A 19,833-nucleotide genomic window follows, 5' to 3' on the forward strand; every position below is an offset into this window, starting at 1 on the left:
CCCAACCCCCCCCCCCCCCGGGGGGAGGCAAAAAACCCAAAAACCCGTCGCGGGGAGTTGTCACCCCCGGCGACGGGACGCCGATCAATAGCGGTAGTGGTCCGACTTGTACGGCCCTTCCTTCGGGACGTGGATGTACGCCGCCTGCTCCGGCGTCAGCTCCGTCAGCTGCACGTTCAGCTTCTTCAACTGCAACCGCGCGACGTGCTCGTCCAGCTTCTTCGGCAGCACGTACACGCCGACCGGGTACTTCGCGTTGTGCTGCCACAGCTCGATCTGCGCGAGCGTCTGGTTCGCGAACGACGAACTCATCACGTAGGACGGGTGGCCGGTCCCGCAGCCGAGGTTCACGAGGCGGCCCTTCGCCAGCAGGATGATCCGCTTGCCGTCCGGGAAGATGACGTGATCGACCTGCGGCTTGATCTCCTCCCACCGGTAGTCTTCCAGCGACGCCACGTCGATCTCGTTGTCGAAGTGGCCGATGTTGCAGACGATCGCCTGGTTCTTCATCGCCTTCATGTGGGCGTGCGTGATGACCTTGAAGTTGCCGGTCGTCGTCACGAAGATGTCGGCCTTGTCCGCGGCGTACTCCATCGTCACGACGCGGTAGCCTTCCATCGCCGCCTGCAGCGCGCAGATCGGGTCGATCTCCGTCACCCACACCTGGGCCGACAGCGCCCGCAGCGCCTGGGCCGACCCCTTGCCCACGTCCCCGTACCCGGCGACGACGGCGATCTTCCCGGCGATCATCACGTCCGTCGCCCGCTTGATGCCGTCCACCAGCGACTCGCGGCAGCCGTACAGGTTGTCGAACTTCGACTTCGTCACCGAGTCGTTCACGTTGATGGCCGGGAACTTCAGCTCGCCCCGCTTGTGCATCTGGTACAGCCGGTGGACGCCGGTGGTCGTCTCCTCGGTCACGCCCTTCACCGCCGCCAGCCGCTCCGAGTACCACCCCGGCTGGGCCGCGACCCGCTTCTTGATGGCCGCGAACAGGATGCGCTCCTCCTCGCTGCCGGGCTTGTCGAGGACGTGGATGTCCTTCTCGGCCCGCGCCCCGAGGTGGAGCAAGAGCGTCGCGTCGCCGCCGTCGTCGAGGATCATGTTCGTGAACCCGCCGTCGGCCCACTCGAAGATCTGGTGGGTGTACTCCCAGTACTCGGCCAGCGTCTCGCCCTTGTAGGCGAACACCGGGATGCCGGCGGCGGCGATGGCGGCGGCGGCGTGGTCCTGGGTGCTGAAGATGTTGCACGACGCCCACCGGACCTCGGCCCCGAGCGCCTTGAGCGTCTCGATGAGCACGGCCGTTTGGATGGTCATGTGCAGGGAGCCGGTGACGCGGGCCCCCTTGAGGGGCTGCCGGGCGGCGTACTCCTCGCGGATGGCCATGAGGCCGGGCATCTCGGTCTCGGCGATGGCGATCTCGCGGCGGCCCCACGGGGCGAGCGAGATGTCGGCGACGTGGTAGTCGGTGAAGGCGGCGGCCTTCGGTGCGGTCTTGGTCGCGCTCACGTTCAAAGTCTCCGAAACGATGAACGGGCGCCGTTGCTAGTTTGCCACCCCTTCCGAGCCTGGCAGGAACGCCCTCGCGTCCCGTCGCAGCGCCCCTCGGAGGGGTGGTGGTTTGGTTGTCGGCCCCAGACGAAACCGCGGTCGGTGACTTCCCGCAACGGGGAATCGCGACCGTTCGAGCCGACCTAGAAGCGATCCAGTTCAGGAATTATCGGCACGGGCCGCCCGGTCGTCCAGCCCATTCCGCCCGCCGCCCGGCGTTCCGGGGACGCCACCCGACCGCCGTTCGACCAGTTTCCGGACGAGATAGCTCCGCGTTTCCCGACGCAGGTTCGCGTCGTCGCACGTCTGGCCGCGCTTTTCCAGCACCTCCCGCATGATCCCCATCCACCACGCGAACTTCTCCGGCCACACCGCCTCGTATTCGGCGACCAACTCCTCGTCCGTCTTCTCCTCGACCGTCACGGGCGGCTCCGACTCGTCCTGGTCGTCCTCCTCGAACGCCCCGCCCTTCACGGCCGCGCCGAGTGTCTGTTCGCACGCCTTCACTTGGTAGAGCGGTTCGAGCGGCGGCAACACGTCCGGCTCCGGCGGCGGGTCGGCCCCGGCGAGGGGGCGGCCGTGCCGCAGCCGCGTCTTCTCCAGGTCGAAGATGGCGCGGGCGGCCTCGGCGGCCTCATGCGCGAGCGGGCTGGCCAGCTGCCGCTGGTAGAACAGCATGGCGGCGGCGAGGGTGTCGGCCCACACCGCTTGCCGCTCCTCCGGCGTCTGCGGCAGCGGCGGGGCGAAGTGCTGGGCGATGCGGTTGGCGACGGGCGGTGCGGTGGCGGTCACGACGAACCCTCCGAGTGAAGTGACACCGCAGTTTACACCAGATAGTGAACAAATGTCAATACTGTGTGGCAGAGATTTTCTCCCGGTAACATGTTTGGCTTTTGACCTATCGAATGAGGTCTGTTACACTAGGGCGTCGCGCCTAGCCGTAGCGTGCCGGTGAAAAGTTCGCTTTTCCCAACTGCAAATTGGGGCAACCACTTGTTCGGCTGCGTCGCCCCAAGGAGTTACTCAGGACGACGCGGCGAGAGTGTCTCGGCGTCCGTGAGCCAGGCGACCGTCTCGTTCGCGGCTCTCCACTGACTGAAGACGCGGTGAATAAACGGTCGTCGAGGTGGGAACTGGTTATGCGGCTGGAGGACGGGTGCACGGAGACGTGCCGCGAGTCCACGGCGTGCTGGAAGCGAGAAGTAGGGGGCGGCAAACTCGATCACGAACATCTCGAAAGGTGTGCGATGCCGAAGAGCGAGTATGGACCTTGGGTCATTCAAGAGACCATCGGCGAAGGCGGGGCCGGCCACGTTTTCAGAGTGTGCCACAAGACATCGGGGCAGATTGGCGCTCTCAAGCGGCTGAAGAATCTTAACCGAAAAGACCGATTTCGCACAGAAGTCGAAGCCGTTCAGAAGTTAAAGCATCCCGGAATTGTTCAGCTACTCGACTTCGATCTGGAGGACGAGAAGCCGTTTGCCGTGTACGAGTACGAGCCGGGAGGTAGCCTCGGAGATATACCGCCTGATAAACTTCTATTGCTCCCCTTGAATCAGCGACTCATAATCTGCGAGCAAATCTGCCAAGCACTACAGGCTGCCCACAATGCGGGTATTGTTCACCGCGACGTCAAGCCGGACAATATTCTGATTTCTCCGGACCGCACGACCGCGCGTCTCTGCGATTTCGGGCTCGTCTTCATCGACGAAGGCGAGCGCCAAACGGCTACAATGGAACAAGTCGGTTCGCGTTTCTACATTCCTCCTGAGTTAGAGGAAGGGCGTGCCAGTGAAGTGACGTATGCGTCCGACATTTACAGTGTTGGCAAGGTAATCTACTACCTTATCTCTGGTCAAATGTTCTCCCGTGAGCGGCATCGCGAATCGAAATATAACCTTGCATCTATTCTCTCCAATCCCTATCTGGAGTTGATTTCGCGTTTGCTTGACAGGTGTGTCATCGCGAATCCAGATCAACGTCTCGAAAGTGCCGAAAAGTTGGCGACTCTACTAGGAAGGGCGAGAACAGCGATAAGAGAGCAGCATCCTGTAGCTGGAGTAGATAGTACGTACCGTTGTCTCTTCTGCCGGACTGGAACTTACAAAGTCATAGCCACAAGTTTTGACCAGGGCAATGCCCACAATAATGGTTATCCCAAAGAGGGTAACATAGGAAGTGAGCAATTCGTCTTCGTGGAGTGTTCAAACTGCGGTAATGCGCAGCGGTTTAAGTATAGGTACGCCGGTAAGCTATGGTTTCCATCCGTTACTCCTCCCGGCTACTGAATGTGCCGCTAAGTTGATGACCTACATCGTTCGACTCACCGCTTCGCCAGCCGGTTCAGCACCTCAATCCCGCGGTCGAGAGTTTCGTCCTTCGCGGCGTAGCTGAGGCGGAAGTGCGTGTCCCGGCGGCTGAACACGCCGCCGGGGATGATCAGCAGGCCGTTCCGCACCGCCTCCGTCACGAACTCCGTGCCCGTGCCCCATGGGGCCTCCGCGAACAGGTAGAACGCCCCGCCGGGGGTCGCGAACCGGAACCGGTCGCGGAGGCCGGCGCACAGCCGGTCCCGCTTCCGCTTGTAGTCGGACAAGATGCCGGTCACGTCGAAGTCCAGCGCCGCCAGGCCCGCGTACTGCACCACGCTCGGGGCGCAGACGAACGTGAACTGCTGGAGCTTCATCATCTCGTCGATGATCGGCTTCGGGCCGTGGGCGTACCCGAGCCGCCAGCCGGTCATGCCGTAGGTCTTGCCGAACCCCTCGATCACCAGCACGTTCGGGTCGAACTCGGCCGGGCTGCGCGGGGCCGCGTCGTAGTGGAACGCCTTGTAGATTTCGTCGCTCAGCAGCAGGACGTTGTGCCGGGCCGCGATCTCGGCGAGCTGCTTCTGCACCTCGACGCTGACCGCCGCGCCGGTCGGGTTCGACGGCGAGCAGAGGAGGATCACCTTCGTCCGCGGGGTGATGGCGGCCTCGATCTTCGCCGGGTCGATCTGGAAGTCCGGGTACGTGTCCACGTAGACGGCCGTGCCGCCGGCGAGGGTGACGAGGTGCGGGTACGCGACGAAGTACGGGTCCGGGACGATCACCTCGTCGCCGGGGTTGACGACGGCCATCATCGCGAGGAGCAGCCCGCCGCTCGTGCCGCTGGTGATAATCACGTCGCGGTCCGGGTGGTTGAGCGACTTCGCGAGGTCGGCCTTGATCCGGTCGCGGAACTCGGCGGCCCCCTGGGTGACGGTGTACCCGTTGTGGCCCGCATCAATCGCCGCTTTCGCGGCGGCCTTGATCGGCTCCGGCACGTCGAAGTGCGGTTGCCCGATGCTGAGGTTGATCGGGTCCTTCAGCGTCTTGCCGAGGTCGAACACCTTGCGGATGCCGGAAACCTCGATCTTCGTCGTGCGGTCGGCGAGCAGGCGGCGGGGGTCCACGGAGTTTCCTCGTAGGTTCTTCATTTTGCATTTTTCATTTCGACTTTTTAATTGGTCCAGTGATGTCCTGAACCAATGAAAAAGTTCAAAATGAAAAATGTAAAATGGGTGAATCACTGAAGCGGTAGGTGGTCCTTGCCCGGCAACTGCACCGGGGCAATCGTTCCCTTGCCGCCGGTGACGACTTTCAGCAGGTCGTCGCCGCCGACGGGCGTGGGAAGGACGAACATTTCGCCGTAGAGGAACCCGCAGCGGCCGCCGGTGAAGCCGTTGGCGCTCGTCAGGTAGTGGCGGACCTTCGCGAACCGGTCGCCGTCGAACTGCGACTCGTAGGCTTGCACCGCGGCCAGCTTCTGCTCGATCGTGTCGGTGATGTCGATCACGAACGTGCCGGGCCAGGTGCGGACCTCCGCGTCCGACGGGAACGGGGCGTAGACCAAGTGCGGCACGCGGTACGGGGCCGTGCCGTCGAACCGGTCGTTCCACTTCGTCAGTTGCGAGTGGAAGCGGGCGGCTTCGGCGATGAGGCCGCCCTGGTAGTGGTCCGGCGAAGCGGCCGGGGTGCGGCCGAACGCGGCGATCACGACCTTCGGCTGGAACTTGCGGAACGCCGTCGCCAGGGCGTACCGGTTCTCCGCGTTGTCCATCAGGATGCGGTTCGGCAGGTCGAGGTTCAGTCGAACTTGCACGCCGAGGATGCGGCGGGCTTCCTCGGCCTCCTTCTTCCGCGTTTCGAGGCTGCCGCGGGGCGTCGGCTCGCCGCTGGTCAGGTCGATGATGGCGACGCGGTAGCCCTGGTGGACGAGCTTCGCGAGCGTGCCGCCGCAGAGGATTTCGAGGTCGTCCGGGTGCGGGGCGACAGCGACGACGTCAACGTGTTCTTCCGGCACGACACTCCTCCGCGGCTGGTTGGGGTAGCTTACGAACGATACCGGCGGCGGTCGCGGGTCTTGCCCGACGCGGCGACGGCGATACGCTGGAGGAGAGGCCAAGTGGCGGAATGGCAGACGCACTCGACTCAAAATCGAGCGTAGCAATACGTGTGGGTTCGAGTCCCACCTTGGCCACTCGTCGGATCGCACGTCACACGTTCACGTCCGTTACCGGTCTTTAGAAATGCTCACCGTCGTCGGCCCGGTCATTTGAATCACTTGATCGGGCTTGGCCGCGGCCGGGTCTCCGATCCCCGACCTCAAGAAGATGATGAGCGACAGAATCCAACCGAGCCCGCCGCAGGTGAGGGTGACGCCGAGCAGAATCGACGGCAACCAGACGGACCCGAACTTGTGGTGCCCGGCGTCGAGCAGCGGTTTCTGACTCAGGGCCTGGGCGAGTTCGTCGCACCGGGCGGCGAGGTGCGCGCCGATCACCGTCAGCCGGAGGTCGATGGCGATCACCGCGGCCAGGACGGCGACGCCGGCGAGGGCCAACGTGATGGCGCTGGCCGTCGGGAGCGGGGACCCCTTCTGGAACCACGCGGCCAGCAGCACGCCCTGGAACACGGCCAGGGCCGCGAGCGTGTAGTACCGCATCAACAGGTAGTGGCGGTACATCTGACAGGTTTCGGTGAAGACCTGCCGCAAGTCGGGCTGGTCGGATCTCGGGGCCGGATCGGGTGCGACATTCATTTCGATAAAGTCCTCGAACGCCAGCTGGCTGTCAACGGAATTGCTATCGAATCGTACCGCCTGTACCGGTTGTGCGGGTTGGCCGCGCGCGTCATCTCTTTCCCCGTCCGCACGTCGCCTTCGACCTGTTTCCTCGCGAAAAGCCGTGCCGATGGGAGAACCGGATTAACCGGATGCCGCGCCGTCTCACGGAGGAGGCGATGAAGAAGCTACGAACGCTCCTGGCCGGACTGCTCTCCCTCGGCGGCGGGTACGCTGCTGCCGAATCCCCGACGTTCGCCGAACCCGGCGTCCCCGGCGGCGGGGTCGTCGTGTCGTCCGCCGTCGAGCGAAACGACGCCGGCGTGAACCCGCCGCCGACGATCCCGGACGCGACCGCCGCGCCGTCGGCGTGCGAGACCCTCTGCAAGCCGTGCGGCCCGGCCGGGCGGTTCTGGGTCAACGCGGAGATGATCTACTGGATCGCCAGCGGCAACCCGACCCCGCCACTCGTCACGGCCGCCGCGCCGGGGGCGACCACCCTCATCGGCGGCGGGCGGCTGAACGACGACTTCCGGGCCGGGTTCCGCGTCACCGCCGGCACGTGGTTCGACGACGCCCGAACGTGGGGGCTGGAAGGCGAGTACCTTTACCTCGGCCAGTCCCGGCAGGCGTTCCGGGCCGGGTCGGACGGGTCGCAGATCGTCTCCCGGCCGTTCTTCAACGCGGCCGCCAACGCCCTCGGCTCGCTGCCCGTGTCGTTCCCCGGCGTCCTCGCCGGGTCCGTCGATGTCGATTCCAAGAGCGACGTGACCGGCGGCGGGTTCAACTTCCTCAAGAACTGCGTCTGCTCGCCGTGCTCCCGGCTGGACGTGATCGTGGGCTACCGGTACTTCAACGCCCGCGACGAGATCATCGTCCGCGAGGACCTGACGACCCTGGCCGGTGCGGCCGCCGTGCCGGTCGGGACGCGGTTCGCCATCGAGGACCGGTTCCGCACGGAGAACAACTTCCACGGCGGCGTGATCGGCGTCGCCGGCGAGCGGCGGTTCGGGGCCTGCTACGTCGGCTACCGGGCGAGCGTGGCCCTCGGCGTGAACCACCAGGTCACGGAGATCAGCGGGTTCACGGTCATCAACGCCCCGGCCCCGGCGAACCTCGTGAACGCCCGGTTCCCCGGCGGGCTGCTGGCGCAGCCGACGAACATCGGCCGGTCCACGAACGACGAGTTCGCCGTGCTGCCGGACGTGGGCCTGCGGATCGGGTGTCAGTTCACGCCGCGGATCCGCGGCTACATCGGCGGGAACTTCCTGTACCTGAGCAACGTGCAACGGGCCGGGGACGCGATCAACCTGCGGGTGAACCCGACGCAGCTGCCGCCGTTCGGGGCACTCGTCGGCCCGGCGGAGCCGCGGTTCGTGCCGCGGACGACGGACCTGTGGGTGCAGGGGATTACGGTCGGTGTGGAGGGGCGATATTAGTCTTGTAGGGCGGGTCAAGGCTTTGCGCCGACCCGCCGTCGGTCGCTGTCACCGACGGCGGGTCGGCGCAAAGCCTTGACCCGCCCTACAAATCATTTCAGCCAGCCGTGCCCTTTCATTTCAGCCAGCCGTGCCCTTCCTCGCGAACGATTTGCTCCAGCGCGTCGATCCATTTCGGATGCTCGTTCAGGCACGGGATCGCCCGCAGCTTCTCGCCGCCGGCCTTGTGGAAGACTTCCTCGCTCTCGTGGCCGATCTCGTCCACCGTCTCCAGGCAGTCGGCCGTGAAGCCGGGCAGTGCGACCGCCACCTTCTTGATCCCCTTCTTCGCGAGGTCTTCCAGAACGTCGTCCGTGTACGGCTTCAGCCACGGGTCGCGGCCGAAGCGACTCTGGAACGTCCGCGTCCACTTGTCCCGCGGCCAGCCGAGTTCCTCCACGAGAAGCCGCGCCGTGCGGACGCAGTGCGTCGCGTAGGGGTCGCCGCGCTGGGCGTACTTCTGCGGGATGCCGTGGAAGCTGAGCAGGAAGTGTTCCGGCTCCCAGCCGAGGGTCGCCAAATCATCGCGAACGACGGCGGCCATCGCCGCGATATACGCGGCGTGGTCGTAGTAGGGAGGCACGACGCGGATCGCGGGCACGACCCGCAACTTCAGCATCAGCTTCGCGAGGCCGTCGGTGGCGCTCGCGGTGGTCGTCGAGGAGTATTGCGGGAACATCGGCAGCGCGACGATGCGGTCGATCCCACTCGCGAGCATCTCCGTGACGACCTTCTCGATGGACGGGTTGCCGACCATCATACCGAACCGGACCGGCGTGTTCGGGAAGCGTTCCTGGAGCAGTTGCGTCTGCCGGACCGTGTGGTGCATCAACGGCGACCCGGTCTGCGGGTCCCAAATGCGGGCGTACTTCTCCGCGGAACTCGGCGACCGGAACGGCAGGATGACCGCCTTCATCAGCGTCGTCCACAGCCACCCGGACGGGCTGCGGCGGGCCGGCCGCGGCGGGCCGGGGTGGACGTACCGGGCCGTGTCCGGCTTCGTCTCGACGACGCGCGGATCGAACAGGAACTGCTTCAAGTACGGCTTGAGCGCGGTCGCGGTCGGGGCGTCCGGCGTGCCGAGCTGGATAAGGAGGATTCCGGTCATTAGCAGTTGGTAGTTGGCAGTTGGTAGTTGGCAGTGAAGACATGATAGACCCGCTCGACGAAAAAAGCCTGCGGCGTGCCGCAGGCTTCCTCTTGACTACCAACTACCAACTGCAAACTACCAACTACTTCTTCTTGCAGCCGGGGCCTTCGACCGGGTCTTGCTTCTCGGTGATCTGGCCGCCGCTGCCCTTCAGGGCCTCGGACTTGTCCTTGTTCAGCTGCACGTAGCTCGCGAACTGGGACGGCAGGTTGGCCTCGCCGTAGATCGCCTCGACCGGGCACTCCGGGACGCACGCCTCGCAGTCGATGCAGTCGTTCGGGTCGATGTAGAGCATCTTCTCGTCTTGGTAGAAGCACTCGACCGGGCAGACCACGCAGCAGTCGGTGTACTTGCAGTCGTTGCAACTCTCGGTGACGATGTGTGCCATCTCGGTTCTCCGCGATTCTCTAAGCGCTCTGCGACTTCATCGTCGAACGGTGACGTGAAGCGACACTTCACTTTTAGCAATTCCCGACGGGATGTCAATTTAGGCTTCAAAATCACGGCGATCCGAACGCCGTTAGGCGTCGGGTGAGGAACGCTCACCCGACGCCTAACGGCGTTCGGATCGCCAACCGGCTCGCCGGTCGGCTTAGAACTGGTCGAGCCAGAAGTGGTTGCCGCGGTGGTACCGCTGCGGCGTCCACAGCTCGTACCGCCAGCCCGGCTCCTTGAACGGCGGGTAGGCCATGTACGCCGGCGGCCGCACGTACGGGCTGCCCTTCGGCTCCGGCCACTGCGGGCTTTGCGCCGGCCAGTAGCTGTGCGGGAAGTAGTAGTACGGGTAGTACGAGTACCGTGGCAGCGGCGGGTCGGCGGCGGCCGCGGGGCCGGAGCTGGCCCACGCGCTGATGGCCAGGGCCACGGCCATCAGTTTCAAGAAAGCAGTTCGGGTCATCGGTCATCCTCCGTGACGGGTCTGCTCCTTCCATCGTCACAACCGCGCCAACAGGCTGACCGACACTCCCCGCCACGACCGGAACGCCCCATCGCCCGGCCGCTTCCCGCGGAAAAACCTAGAAAAGCCGTTCGCACGGAGAACTCCCCCGACCTCAGGGCGACTTCTTCCGAATCGCGGAACTCAGGCTCAAGATTCACCCGGAAAGCTCCGACATGGCCGACGCCGAACACGAACTGGTCTACGACAACCCGCTCATCGGCCGGTACGCGAGCCGGGCGATGGCCGAGCGGTGGGGGCCGCTCCGCAAGTTCCGCACCTGGCGGCGGCTCTGGCTGGCCCTCGCGGAAGCGGAACACGAACTCGGCCTGCCGGCCGCGGAAGGCGATTCGCCGCGGATTACGAAGGCGCACCTCAACGAACTGCGGGCGCACCTCGACGACGTGAACCTCAAGCGAGCGGCGGAACACGAGAAGGTTACCCGGCACGACGTGATGGCCCACATCGCGGCGCTCGGCGAGGTCGCACCGGGGGCGAAGGAGATCGTCCACCTCGGCGCGACTTCTTGCTACGTCACGGACAACGCCGACCTGATTCTCATGCGGGAATCGCTCGACGTAGTGTGCGGTTCCCTCGCGTCGCTGATCGATTCGCTCGCGAAGTTCGCGGAGCAGTGGAAGGACGAGGCGACGCTCGGCTTCACGCACTTCCAGCCCGCCCAACTCACGACCGTCGGCAAGCGGGCCGTCCTCTGGCTGTACGATCTCGTCCTCGATTTACAGGAACTCGAGCGCCGCCGGGACGAACTGCCGTTCCGCGGGGCGAAGGGCACGACCGGCACGCAGGCGAGCTTCCTCGCCCTGTTCCGCGGCGATCACGAGAAGGTCCGGCAGCTCGATCAACTCGTCGCGAAGAAGATGGGCTTCGCCCGCGTCTTCCCCGTGACCGGCCAGACGTACTCGCGCAAAATCGACTCGCAAATCCTCGACGCCCTCGCCGGGCTGGGCCAGTCCGCGCACAAGTGGGGCAGCGACCTGCGCCTCCTCGCCCACCGGCAGGAGGTGGACGAACCCTTTGAATCCGGCCAGGTCGGGTCCAGCGCGATGGCGTACAAGCGGAACCCGATGCGGGCCGAACGCATGTGCTCGCTGTCGCGGTTCCTCATGGGCCTGCCGCCGATGGCGGCCCAAACGCAGGCGACGCAGTGGTTCGAGCGGACGCTCGACGACTCGGCCGCCCGGCGGCTCTACATCCCGCAGGCGTTCCTCGCCGCCGACGCGATCCTCCGCATCGCCATCAACGTCGCGAACGGGCTGATCGTGAACCGGCCGATCGTCGCGAAGAACGTCCGCGAGTACCTGCCGTACATGGCGACGGAGAACGTCATGATGGCCGCCGTCCGCGCCGGGGCCGACCGGCAGCACGCGCACGAGGTAGTGAAGAAGCACAGCCACGCCGTCACGGAACGGATCAAGCAAGGCCTCGGCGTTTCGACGGAGCTGTTCGACCTGCTGAAACAGGAACCGGCGTTCTCAAAGGTGGACTTCGACGCCGTCCTCGTGCCCCGGCATTTCGTCGGCCGCGCGCCGGAACAGGTCATCGAGTTCCTTGCACAAGAGGTGCAACCGATCCGAACCCGGTACGCGGGGAAACTCGGCCAGCGGACCGAACTCCACGTCTGAAAACCGATGCCCGACGCGAATCGTTCGCACTGTTGCCATTGCAAAACACGTAAGCGGCGTAATTTAGGCAAACATGAATTTATCCTCATTCGCACAACTTCGCCGGTAACGACTGTCGGTTTCTGAGCGGAAACGTGCGTCAAAAAACACTTCTGTCGGTTTTGGCGAATTTTTTGGTTGCTCACACGTCGCAAATGTCCAACAATGTCCGCTTCTGAGTCAGCGGTTGACTCGGTATCCCCACGTTTCGCCCAAACCAAGGAAGTCGCACCATGATGTTGACCACGCTCACAGTGCTCACGCTGTCCGGGCTGCTCGGGACGAACCTCGCGGTTCAACCGGCCTGGCAGAGTGACTATCGCACGGCACTGAAGATGGCGGCCGAACAACACAAACCGCTGGCGGTGTTCATCGGGAAGGGCAAGCCCGCCGACCTGAAGCTCACGGACGAAACCGCCAAAGTCCTGAAGGCGAACTACGTCGTCCTGGCGGTCAACACCGCCGACGCGAAGGGCCTGGCCCTCGCGCAAACGTTCGAGATGACCGAGGGGGTCGTCGTCAGCGACCGGACCGGCGAGAGGCAGGCCCTGCGGATCGTGGGCACCACGGCCCCGGCCGACCTGCCGCAGACGCTGGCCCGGCTGGCCGACCCTGCCCGCGTCCCGGTCACGACCGAGGTGCAAGGCCCGGCCGCCGTCGCGCCGGCCCCGGCCCCGAGCTTCGGCTCGCAGTACGTCCCGACCTACCTCCCGGCCGCGCCCGTGTGCCGGACCTGACGGTGACCGAAGCGTTGATCGGTCGATCAACACCGGTAAACCCTGGGCCGTTGCCCAGGGTTTCTTTGTTTACCGGACGTGGTATGCTGGTCGTATGGCCCTCGCGTTCGACCCCACGGAACTCGCCCGGTACGGCGGCCTCACGCTCGTCGCCCGCAACGTCGTCGAAGGGTTCCTCACGGGCATCCACCGCAGCCCGTTCAAAGGGTTCAGCATCGAGTTCGCCGAGCACCGGCAGTACTACCCCGGCGACGAGATTCGCCACCTCGACTGGCGGCTGCTGGCCAAAACCGACCGGTACTACATCAAGGAGTACGAGGAAGAGACGAACCTCAAGGGCTACCTCGTCGTCGATGCCAGCGGCAGCATGGGGTACAAGGGGAAGCAGAAACTCAGCAAGTTCCAGTACGCGCAGCAGGTGGCCGCGTCGATGGCGTACCTCATGCTCGCGCAGCTGGACGCCGTCGGCCTCGTGACGCACGACACGAAGGTGACCGGCATCGTCCCGCCGAAGACCAGCTCGAAGCACCTGCTGAACCTGCTCCGCACGCTGGAGAACGTCGTCCCCGGCGGGGAGACGGACCTCGCCCCGATCTGGCACAACCTCGCCGGGCAGCACCTCAAGCGCCGCGGCATGGTCATCCTGCTCTCGGACTGCTTCGACCAGGTGGACAACCTCTCCCGCGCGCTCCAGCACCTCCGGTACAAGGGGCACGACGTACTCCTGTTCCACATCCTCGCGCCGGAGGAGCTGGAGTTCCCGTTCAAGAACCCGACGAAGTTCCGCAACCTCGAAGTGAAGGGCCAGGAGATCACGACCGACGCCCGGCGGTTGCGGGAGGAGTACCTGAAGAACTTCGACGCCTACCGGCAGAACCTGAAGCGGAAGTGCGACGACCTGCAGGTCGATTACACGATGCTCCGCACCGACGACCCGATCGACCGCGCGCTGGGCGCGTACCTGGCCCGGCGGAACCTGAAGTAACCCCGCAACACCATGTTCAGCCTCCTGAATGCCGCACTGCTGGCCGGGTTCCTCGGGGTCGCGATCCCGCCGATCGTTCACATCTTCAGCCGCAAGAAGTTCGACGAGGTCGATTGGGCCGCGATGCAGTTCCTGCAGGTCAGCAAGAAGACGCGGCGGAAGGTGTTCATCGAGCACTTCCTGCTCATGCTCATCCGCATGGTCGTCGTCGGCCTCGTCGTGCTGGCCCTCTGCGCGCCGACCGTGACGAGCACGTTCTTCAACCGGTTCGGCTCCGCCGGGACCGGCGAGCGGGATGTCGTCATCCTCATCGACGGCTCCGCGAGCATGGCGTACAAGCACAACGGCACCACGGCCGACGCCGCCGCGAAGGAGCTGGCCGGGAAGGTCATCGACTCGCTCCGCAGCGGCGACCGCGTGGCTGTCTTCCAAGCGAAGCAGACGCTCGTGCCGCTGCTCGGCAACCTCTCCGCCGACCACCAGCAGGCCCGCAACTCGCTCGAACTGCTCACCCCGCCCCGCGGCGGGATCGACTGGCCGGCGTGCGTCCAGGCCGCGTGGGTCTTCTTGGAGAACGGCCGCAAGGACCGGGAGGTCGTCGTCATTCACGACAACCAGCGGTATAGCTGGGCGGACGAGAACACGCTCTCGAAGTGGGACCTGCTCAGCACCGCCGGCCGGAAGCCGGGGCAGGACGGCGACCCGCGGGTTTGGGTCATGAACGCCGCCCCGGACCGCCCGGCCGACCCGCTGAACACCGCCCTCGACCCGATCCTCGCGGCCCGCGGTGTCGCCGCGGCCGGCCGGGAGGTGAAGTTCAAGTCCGCGATCAAGTTCCACGGCGGCGGCGAGAAGAAGGCCCCCGGCAAGGTGAAGCTCGAGATCGACGGCCGCGCCGCCAGCGACCTGACGCCGACCGGCTCGCCGAGCGACGGCGTCATGCCGATCCAATTCGCGCACAAGTTCACGCCCGGCTCGCACCTGATCACGCTGCAAATGGACCCCGACGACCTGCCCGGCGACAACCGCCAGGACTTCGCGCTGGAGGTGCTGCCGAGCATCCCGGTCCTCGTGATCGACGGCGACTCGCGGGCCGACTCGAAGTACCGCGGGGCCGAGTTCCTCCGCGACGCGCTCGCCCCGGCGAAGGACGCGACGCCCGGCTTCCTCGTCCGCGTCGCGACGATGGCCGAGTTCAACTCGAGCCTGCTCTACGCGGACGTGAAGGGCGCGGGCACGCCGCCCCGCGCCGTCGTCCTGTCGAACGTGACGATCCTCAACAAGCAGCAGAACGAGGCGATTGAAAAGTACCTCGCCGACGGCGGCGCGGTGCTGGTGACGCTCGGCGACCGGTGCGACGCGGCCGGGTGGAACCGCGTCTCGTTCCGCGGCGGCCAGGGGTGGCTGCCGGCCCGCCTCGTGGACATCGTCGGCGACGACGGCCCGCGGGCGAAGCTCGACGACGCCCCGCGGCCGCAGCCGGCCGGGTTCACGCATCCGGCGATGGAGGTCTTCAAGGAGCCGCTGCCCGGCGGCCTGCACACGGCCTACTTCCCGAAGCGGTGGAAGGTCGATCCGCTGGCCGGGGCGAACGGCGCGACCGGGACGGCCATCGCGACGCTGACGAACGGCGACCCGTTCCTGATCGAGCGCGGCGTCGGCCGCGGCCGGGCACTGATGTGCGTGGTCCCGCTAGACAACTCGTGGCGGACGAATTTTCACACCCTGCCCGATTTCGTCCGCTTCTCCCACGAGATGAGCTACTACCTCGCCGGGGCGAAGGCGGCGGAGAGAAACCTGTCTCCTGGGCAGCCGATCGTCTTCGACCCGCGGACGAACGAGCCGCCGGCCGGCGTGACGGTCACGGTCCCGGACGGCCCGGCGAAGGTGATTCAGCCGAAGACGTGGCCGGTGGTGTTCGACGCGACCCGCGACCCCGGCGCGTACAAGGTCACGACCGTCGGGGGGCGGTCGTACTACTACGCGGTGCGGTCCGACCCGCAGGAGTCGGTGCTGGTCCCCTGTGCAGACGATGACAAGAAGCGCGTCGCGGAGGCGGTCCCGACGTTGACGTACATCACGTCGCCGGACGAGATTGAGGCGAAACGTGGCGAAGGCCCGCAGACCCGCGAAATCTGGTGGCTGTTGCTGATCCTGGTGCTGGCACTGCTGGCGGGGGAGGTGTTCTACACCCGAAACCTCTCGCGCCGCGGCAACCCGCTGGAATGAAACTTGCCCTTTACATCCTTTTCACAGTTACACGTGAGGAAAATCTAATATCATTGGGTGAGTGGACTTTCCTCTGGTGCCACACGTTTTCATTCTTTCGGAGGTACTCTTTTCATGCGTCGAACCCCGCTACGTTCGGCCTTCACGCTCATCGAACTGCTGGTGGTGATCGCGATCATCGCGATTCTGATCGGCCTGCTCCTGCCCGCCGTCCAGAAGGTCCGCGAGGCCGCCGCCCGCGCCAAGTGCAGCAACAACTTGAAGCAACTCGGCCTCGCGGCCCACAACTACGAGAGTACGAACGGCTACCTGCCGCCACGGCAGCACACGGTCGTACTGCCGCACCCGACCACGGGGGTGCCGACGACGTACACGTCCGGGGCCACCCCGCTGGTCATTATGCTCGCGTACGTCGAGCAAGCGAACAAGTACAATCAGTACGACTTGAACTACAACGTGAACAGCGACGCGGCGATCCATCCGATGTTCCCGACGAAGACCGGGGCAAATGCCAACGCGCGGGCTCAAGACATACCGATCTACCTGTGCCCGTCGGACCCCTCGACGATGTTTACGTTCACGAACGCCGGCCGAACGAACTACTTCGGAAGCATCGGCGGGAACTCGAACGTGGCGAACACCGGGGCGGACGGCGGCGTCTTCTCGATGCCGACGCCGTCCGGCCAGATCATGAAGGGCTTCCCGGTCATCAACATCATGGACGGGTCGAGCAACACGGTCATGTTCGCCGAGGTCATGCGGTCCCGCGAGACGAACTCGGCCACCGGGTCCGGAATCCGGGACAACATCACGGTCATCATCGACAGCGGCGACGGCGGCTGGAACTCGACGGACGGCACGACGATCCCGCCGTGCATGACCGGCAGCCCCTGGAGCACGTCGATCAAGTACGTCGGCCAGCAGTATTACCGGAACCTGCCGTCGAACTACCTGTTCACCCACACGTTGCCGATCAACTGGAACAAGCAAGTAACGGGCGGCGGCGTGCAGAAGTACAGCTGCGGTAACAACGGGTTCGGCCAGATGCACATCTCGGCCAGCAGTTACCACACCGGCGGCATCAACGCCGTCATGGGCGACGGGTCCGTTCGATTCTTCAGTGAAAACACGCCGATCGCCACCTGGCGGGCACTCGGCACGCGGATGGGCGGTGAACCCAACACCTCGAACTAATTCACGCCCAGGGCACGGGGGTGCGAACGTGATTCGCACCCCCGTTTTCATTTTCACCACGTACTGAGAGACACCGATGCGTCACCTCGTCGCGTTAGCATTCCCCCTCCTTGCCCTCACCCTCGGGTGCTCCTCCTCGAATACCGGCAGCAGCGGCGAGGGGACGGTGGGCGGGCGGGCAGACGAACTTCGGGAAGTCGCCCAGATCGTATCCGCACACACCAGCAAGGGTCGGAAGGCGGCCCCCACGGCCGCGCAGTTGGCCGAGTACGAGCAGTTGTTCCCGATCGGTGTGAAGGCTCTGCGGTCCGGTGAGGTCGATGCCATTTGGAACGCCAAACCGGCGGCCGAGGAAGACGTGGCCAAGGGGACGGCCGGGAAGGCTGTCGTCGCGTTCGAGAAGAAGGCCGCCACCGAGGGCGGGCAAGTGCTGCTCCAGAACGGCGATGTCAAGACGATGACGGCCGACGAGTTCAAGGCCGCGAAGCAGTAGGTGTATCCTTAGACCCAAATCGACCCCGTGCCCGTGACCCCGCTCACGGGCACGCTCATTTCCAGAAGGCAGTAGAGCAATGATCCGGGCCGCGTTCGTCTTGTTTGCTTTCGTCGGCCCCCTGCGAGCCGACGACTGGCTGGTGCCCGCGGCCCTGAAGCCCGGCGACAGGATCGCGTTCGTCGCCCCGGCCGGCCCGGCCGACCCGGAACGGGTCGCGAAGGCGAAGCAGCGGATTGAGAAGTTGGGATTCGAAGTGTCGCTGCCCCCGGCGCTGACGGCCCGCAGGGACCGCTACCTCGCCGGATCGGACGACGACCGAGCCGCCGAGTTCAACGCCGCGATCAAGGACACGAGCGTCAAAGCGGTCTTCGCGATCAAGGGCGGGTACGGGCTGACGCGCGTCCTCGACAAGCTCGACTACGCGGCCGTCCGCGCCAACCCGAAGATCATCTGCGGCTACTCGGACCTGACGGCCTTGCACCTAGCCGTTTTCAAGAAGTGCAAGCTCGTCACGTTCCATTCGCCGATGCCGCAGTCGAACCTGTGGCGGGACGGCGGCGGGTTCGACTACTCGAACGACCTGTTCTGGACGACGCTGCGGGCCGAGAAGAGTCCGTTCGCGAAGCTGCCGTTCGTCGTGCCGATGCCGGACAACCGGCCGAAGCTGACGGCGCTGGTGAAGGGCAAAGCCCGAGGCCGGCTCGTCGGCGGCAACCTCTCGCTCGTCGCCGCGACGGTCGGCACGCCGTACCAGATCGAAGCGGCCGGCAACATCCTCCTGTTGGAAGACACCGGCGAGAAGGGCTACCGCGTGGACCGGATGCTCTCGCAGTTGAAGCTGGCCGGGCTGCTCGATCAGTTCGCCGGTGTCCTCCTCGGCACGTTCGACGGAACGGACGAGAAGGAACTCGAAGCGTTGCAGAAAGAGTACTTCGGCACGCTCAAGGTTCCCGTCCTCGCGAACTTCCCCGTAGGCCACACGCCGTTCAACGCGACGCTCCCGCACGGCGGGATGATCGAACTCGACGCGGACGCGGGCACGGTGCGGATCGTCGAATCGCCCGTCACGTTGAAATGACCGTTCCCTTCGACGAGCCTCGTAGGAAATCGTTTGCTGTACAGCACATCCGATGTAGATCGCGCGAAGAAGTAAGTCGTTTGTGAACGCGCGGCGAAGATCGCGTGAATAGACCGCGACGCCCCTCTCGTCTCTCCTCGGCCTCTCATTCAATGAAGCAGACAGGATGGCACCCGCCGTCCTTTTTTTGTTCGCCCGCGGAGGTGAGAGTGGTGCGTAAGTCCCGGCGTGCATTTACCCTGATCGAGCTGCTGGTCGTCATCGCGATCATCGCGATCCTGATCGGCCTGTTGTTGCCCGCGGTTCAGAAGGTCCGTGAAGCCGCCGCCCGTGCGTCCTGCCAGAACAACCTGAAGCAGATCGGCCTGGCGTTCCACAACTACCACGACTCGCAGGGGCAGTTCCCGAACGCCGGGTCCGACGGGCCGACCGGCGGGACGCCGCCGAGCACCGCCCCGTGCTGCAACGCCGGCACGTACCGGCCGGGGTGGACGTGGCTGTTCCACATCACCCCCTACGTCGAGCAAGACAACGTTTATCGCAACCCGACCGATTCGGAAGTGGCTGCGGTGGCGATCAAGACGTACTACTGCCCGGCCCGGCGGAACCCGCTGACGTACGGCGGCGGCCTCGGCACGGGCCGGTCGGACTACGCCGGCAACGGCGGCCGGACGTTCAACGACGAGGGCCGAGAGGGGATGCTCCGGCGGCAGTGGAAGTTCGAGCCGAGTTTCACCGCGAAGCCGGCCGGCGCGCCGATCGAGCAGAAGCTGACGATGCCCGGCGTGAGCGACGGGCTGTCGAACACCGTCATGGTCGCGGAGAAGCAGTGCCACCCGTCCGTGCTGGGGACGGCCGGCGGGGACAACGAGGCGTGGCACAACTCCGGGTGGGACCAGGACCACGTCCGGTTCGGGGACGCGCTCCCGGAGCCGGACGGCAACCACCCGCGGGCCGGCCAGCCGACGCACTGGTCGGTCCGGTTCGGCGGGTCGCATTCCGGCGTGTTCGTCGCCGCGATGGGCGACGGGTCCGTCCGCAACTTGCGGTACGGCATCGACGCCGACAACTGGATGCGGCTCTGCCTCGTGACCGACGGCGAAGTCATCACGACCGACTACTAACCCCCCGCCGCCCTCGGACCGCCGCCCCTCGTGGGCGGCCTTCCCCCATTCCCTAGAGGCTGTTTCATAACAGCTTATTGAGTGTGATGAAGGCCATGGCGAGT

At 65.4% G+C, this 19,833-nt stretch carries 18 protein-coding genes, 1 tRNA gene and 1 riboswitch; of the genes, 11 read left to right on the forward strand and 8 right to left on the reverse strand.

The window, feature by feature from the left end; translation table 11 throughout:
* Positions 1 to 84: 84 nt before the first annotated feature.
* Both ahcY and AC5JJ2_RS22655 read right to left on the reverse strand, forming a co-directional pair.
* Positions 85 to 1,512, reverse strand: coding sequence for an adenosylhomocysteinase (gene ahcY, locus AC5JJ2_RS22650; RefSeq protein WP_495860314.1), 1,428 nt, complete (start codon positions 1,510 to 1,512; stop codon positions 85 to 87).
* 18 nt (positions 1,513 to 1,530) lie between these two features.
* Positions 1,531 to 1,616: riboswitch (S-adenosyl-L-homocysteine riboswitch) on the reverse strand.
* Positions 1,617 to 1,713: 97 nt separating this feature from the next.
* Positions 1,714 to 2,346: a hypothetical protein gene (locus AC5JJ2_RS22655; RefSeq protein ID WP_495860315.1), complete on the reverse strand. Its 633-nt coding sequence runs from the start codon at positions 2,344 to 2,346 to the stop codon at positions 1,714 to 1,716.
* Positions 2,347 to 2,801: 455 nt separating this feature from the next.
* Between AC5JJ2_RS22655 and AC5JJ2_RS22660 the strand changes: the two genes are divergently transcribed.
* Positions 2,802 to 3,842, forward strand: coding sequence for a serine/threonine protein kinase (locus AC5JJ2_RS22660; RefSeq protein WP_495860316.1), 1,041 nt, complete (start codon positions 2,802 to 2,804; stop codon positions 3,840 to 3,842).
* 35 nt (positions 3,843 to 3,877) lie between these two features.
* Here AC5JJ2_RS22660 and AC5JJ2_RS22665 read toward each other — a convergent pair whose 3' ends face one another.
* Together AC5JJ2_RS22665 and AC5JJ2_RS22670 are read right to left on the reverse strand one after the other, a co-directional pair.
* On the reverse strand, positions 3,878 to 4,990 hold the full coding sequence (locus tag AC5JJ2_RS22665) for a pyridoxal phosphate-dependent aminotransferase (RefSeq protein ID WP_495860317.1): 1,113 nt from the start codon (positions 4,988 to 4,990) through the stop codon (positions 3,878 to 3,880).
* 113 nt (positions 4,991 to 5,103) lie between these two features.
* Positions 5,104 to 5,880, reverse strand: coding sequence for a PIG-L family deacetylase (locus AC5JJ2_RS22670; RefSeq protein WP_495860318.1), 777 nt, complete (start codon positions 5,878 to 5,880; stop codon positions 5,104 to 5,106).
* Between the two features lie 96 nt (positions 5,881 to 5,976).
* On the opposite strand from AC5JJ2_RS22670, the gene AC5JJ2_RS22675 reads away from it, so the two are divergent.
* Positions 5,977 to 6,057: transfer RNA gene (locus AC5JJ2_RS22675), tRNA-Leu, on the forward strand.
* 33 nt (positions 6,058 to 6,090) lie between these two features.
* Here AC5JJ2_RS22675 and AC5JJ2_RS22680 read toward each other — a convergent pair.
* On the reverse strand, positions 6,091 to 6,543 hold the full coding sequence (locus AC5JJ2_RS22680) for a hypothetical protein (protein ID WP_495860319.1): 453 nt from the start codon (positions 6,541 to 6,543) through the stop codon (positions 6,091 to 6,093).
* Between the two features lie 248 nt (positions 6,544 to 6,791).
* Between AC5JJ2_RS22680 and AC5JJ2_RS22685 the strand changes: the two genes are divergently transcribed.
* Positions 6,792 to 8,078, forward strand: a complete 1,287-nt coding sequence (locus AC5JJ2_RS22685; protein WP_495860320.1) for a BBP7 family outer membrane beta-barrel protein — start codon at positions 6,792 to 6,794, stop codon at positions 8,076 to 8,078.
* A 115-nt stretch (positions 8,079 to 8,193) separates the two neighbouring features.
* Here the strand turns inward: AC5JJ2_RS22685 and hemH are convergent, their stop codons facing one another.
* The 3 genes from hemH to AC5JJ2_RS22700 form a co-directional block, all read right to left on the reverse strand.
* Entirely contained in the window at positions 8,194 to 9,225 is a 1,032-nt protein-coding gene (hemH, locus tag AC5JJ2_RS22690) for a ferrochelatase (protein ID WP_495860321.1), read from the reverse strand.
* 124 nt (positions 9,226 to 9,349) lie between these two features.
* Entirely contained in the window at positions 9,350 to 9,655 is a 306-nt protein-coding gene (locus AC5JJ2_RS22695; protein ID WP_495860322.1) for a 4Fe-4S dicluster domain-containing protein, read from the reverse strand.
* Positions 9,656 to 9,859: 204 nt separating this feature from the next.
* Positions 9,860 to 10,165, reverse strand: coding sequence for a hypothetical protein (locus tag AC5JJ2_RS22700; RefSeq protein WP_495860323.1), 306 nt, complete (start codon positions 10,163 to 10,165; stop codon positions 9,860 to 9,862).
* A 215-nt stretch (positions 10,166 to 10,380) separates the two neighbouring features.
* Between AC5JJ2_RS22700 and purB the strand changes: the two genes are divergently transcribed.
* From purB to AC5JJ2_RS22740, 8 genes are all read left to right on the forward strand, one after another.
* A complete protein-coding gene (gene purB / locus AC5JJ2_RS22705; protein ID WP_495860324.1) occupies positions 10,381 to 11,847 on the forward strand; it encodes an adenylosuccinate lyase in 1,467 nt (488 codons plus the stop codon).
* 272 nt (positions 11,848 to 12,119) lie between these two features.
* Positions 12,120 to 12,623, forward strand: coding sequence for a hypothetical protein (locus tag AC5JJ2_RS22710; RefSeq protein ID WP_495860325.1), 504 nt, complete (start codon positions 12,120 to 12,122; stop codon positions 12,621 to 12,623).
* A 94-nt stretch (positions 12,624 to 12,717) separates the two neighbouring features.
* On the forward strand, positions 12,718 to 13,608 hold the full coding sequence (locus AC5JJ2_RS22715) for a DUF58 domain-containing protein (protein ID WP_495860326.1): 891 nt from the start codon (positions 12,718 to 12,720) through the stop codon (positions 13,606 to 13,608).
* Between the two features lie 12 nt (positions 13,609 to 13,620).
* Positions 13,621 to 15,837 carry a BatA domain-containing protein gene (locus tag AC5JJ2_RS22720; RefSeq protein ID WP_495860327.1) on the forward strand — a complete coding sequence of 739 codons (2,217 nt, stop codon included), beginning with the start codon at positions 13,621 to 13,623 and terminating at the stop codon, positions 15,835 to 15,837.
* Positions 15,838 to 15,951: 114 nt separating this feature from the next.
* The gene (locus AC5JJ2_RS22725; RefSeq protein ID WP_495860328.1) at positions 15,952 to 17,031 is read left to right on the forward strand and encodes a DUF1559 domain-containing protein; all 1,080 of its coding nucleotides are present in this window, start codon (positions 15,952 to 15,954) and stop codon (positions 17,029 to 17,031) included.
* A gap of 76 nt (positions 17,032 to 17,107) precedes the next feature.
* Positions 17,108 to 17,524, forward strand: coding sequence for a hypothetical protein (locus tag AC5JJ2_RS22730; RefSeq protein ID WP_495860329.1), 417 nt, complete (start codon positions 17,108 to 17,110; stop codon positions 17,522 to 17,524).
* Positions 17,525 to 17,603: 79 nt separating this feature from the next.
* Positions 17,604 to 18,605, forward strand: coding sequence for a S66 peptidase family protein (locus AC5JJ2_RS22735; protein WP_495860330.1), 1,002 nt, complete (start codon positions 17,604 to 17,606; stop codon positions 18,603 to 18,605).
* Between the two features lie 212 nt (positions 18,606 to 18,817).
* Positions 18,818 to 19,729 (forward strand): DUF1559 family PulG-like putative transporter, encoded by a 912-nt coding sequence (locus AC5JJ2_RS22740; protein WP_495860331.1) that lies wholly within the window; start codon positions 18,818 to 18,820, stop codon positions 19,727 to 19,729.
* Positions 19,730 to 19,833: the final 104 nt, after the last annotated feature.

The sequence above is a fragment of the Limnoglobus sp. genome, from assembly GCF_059499385.1.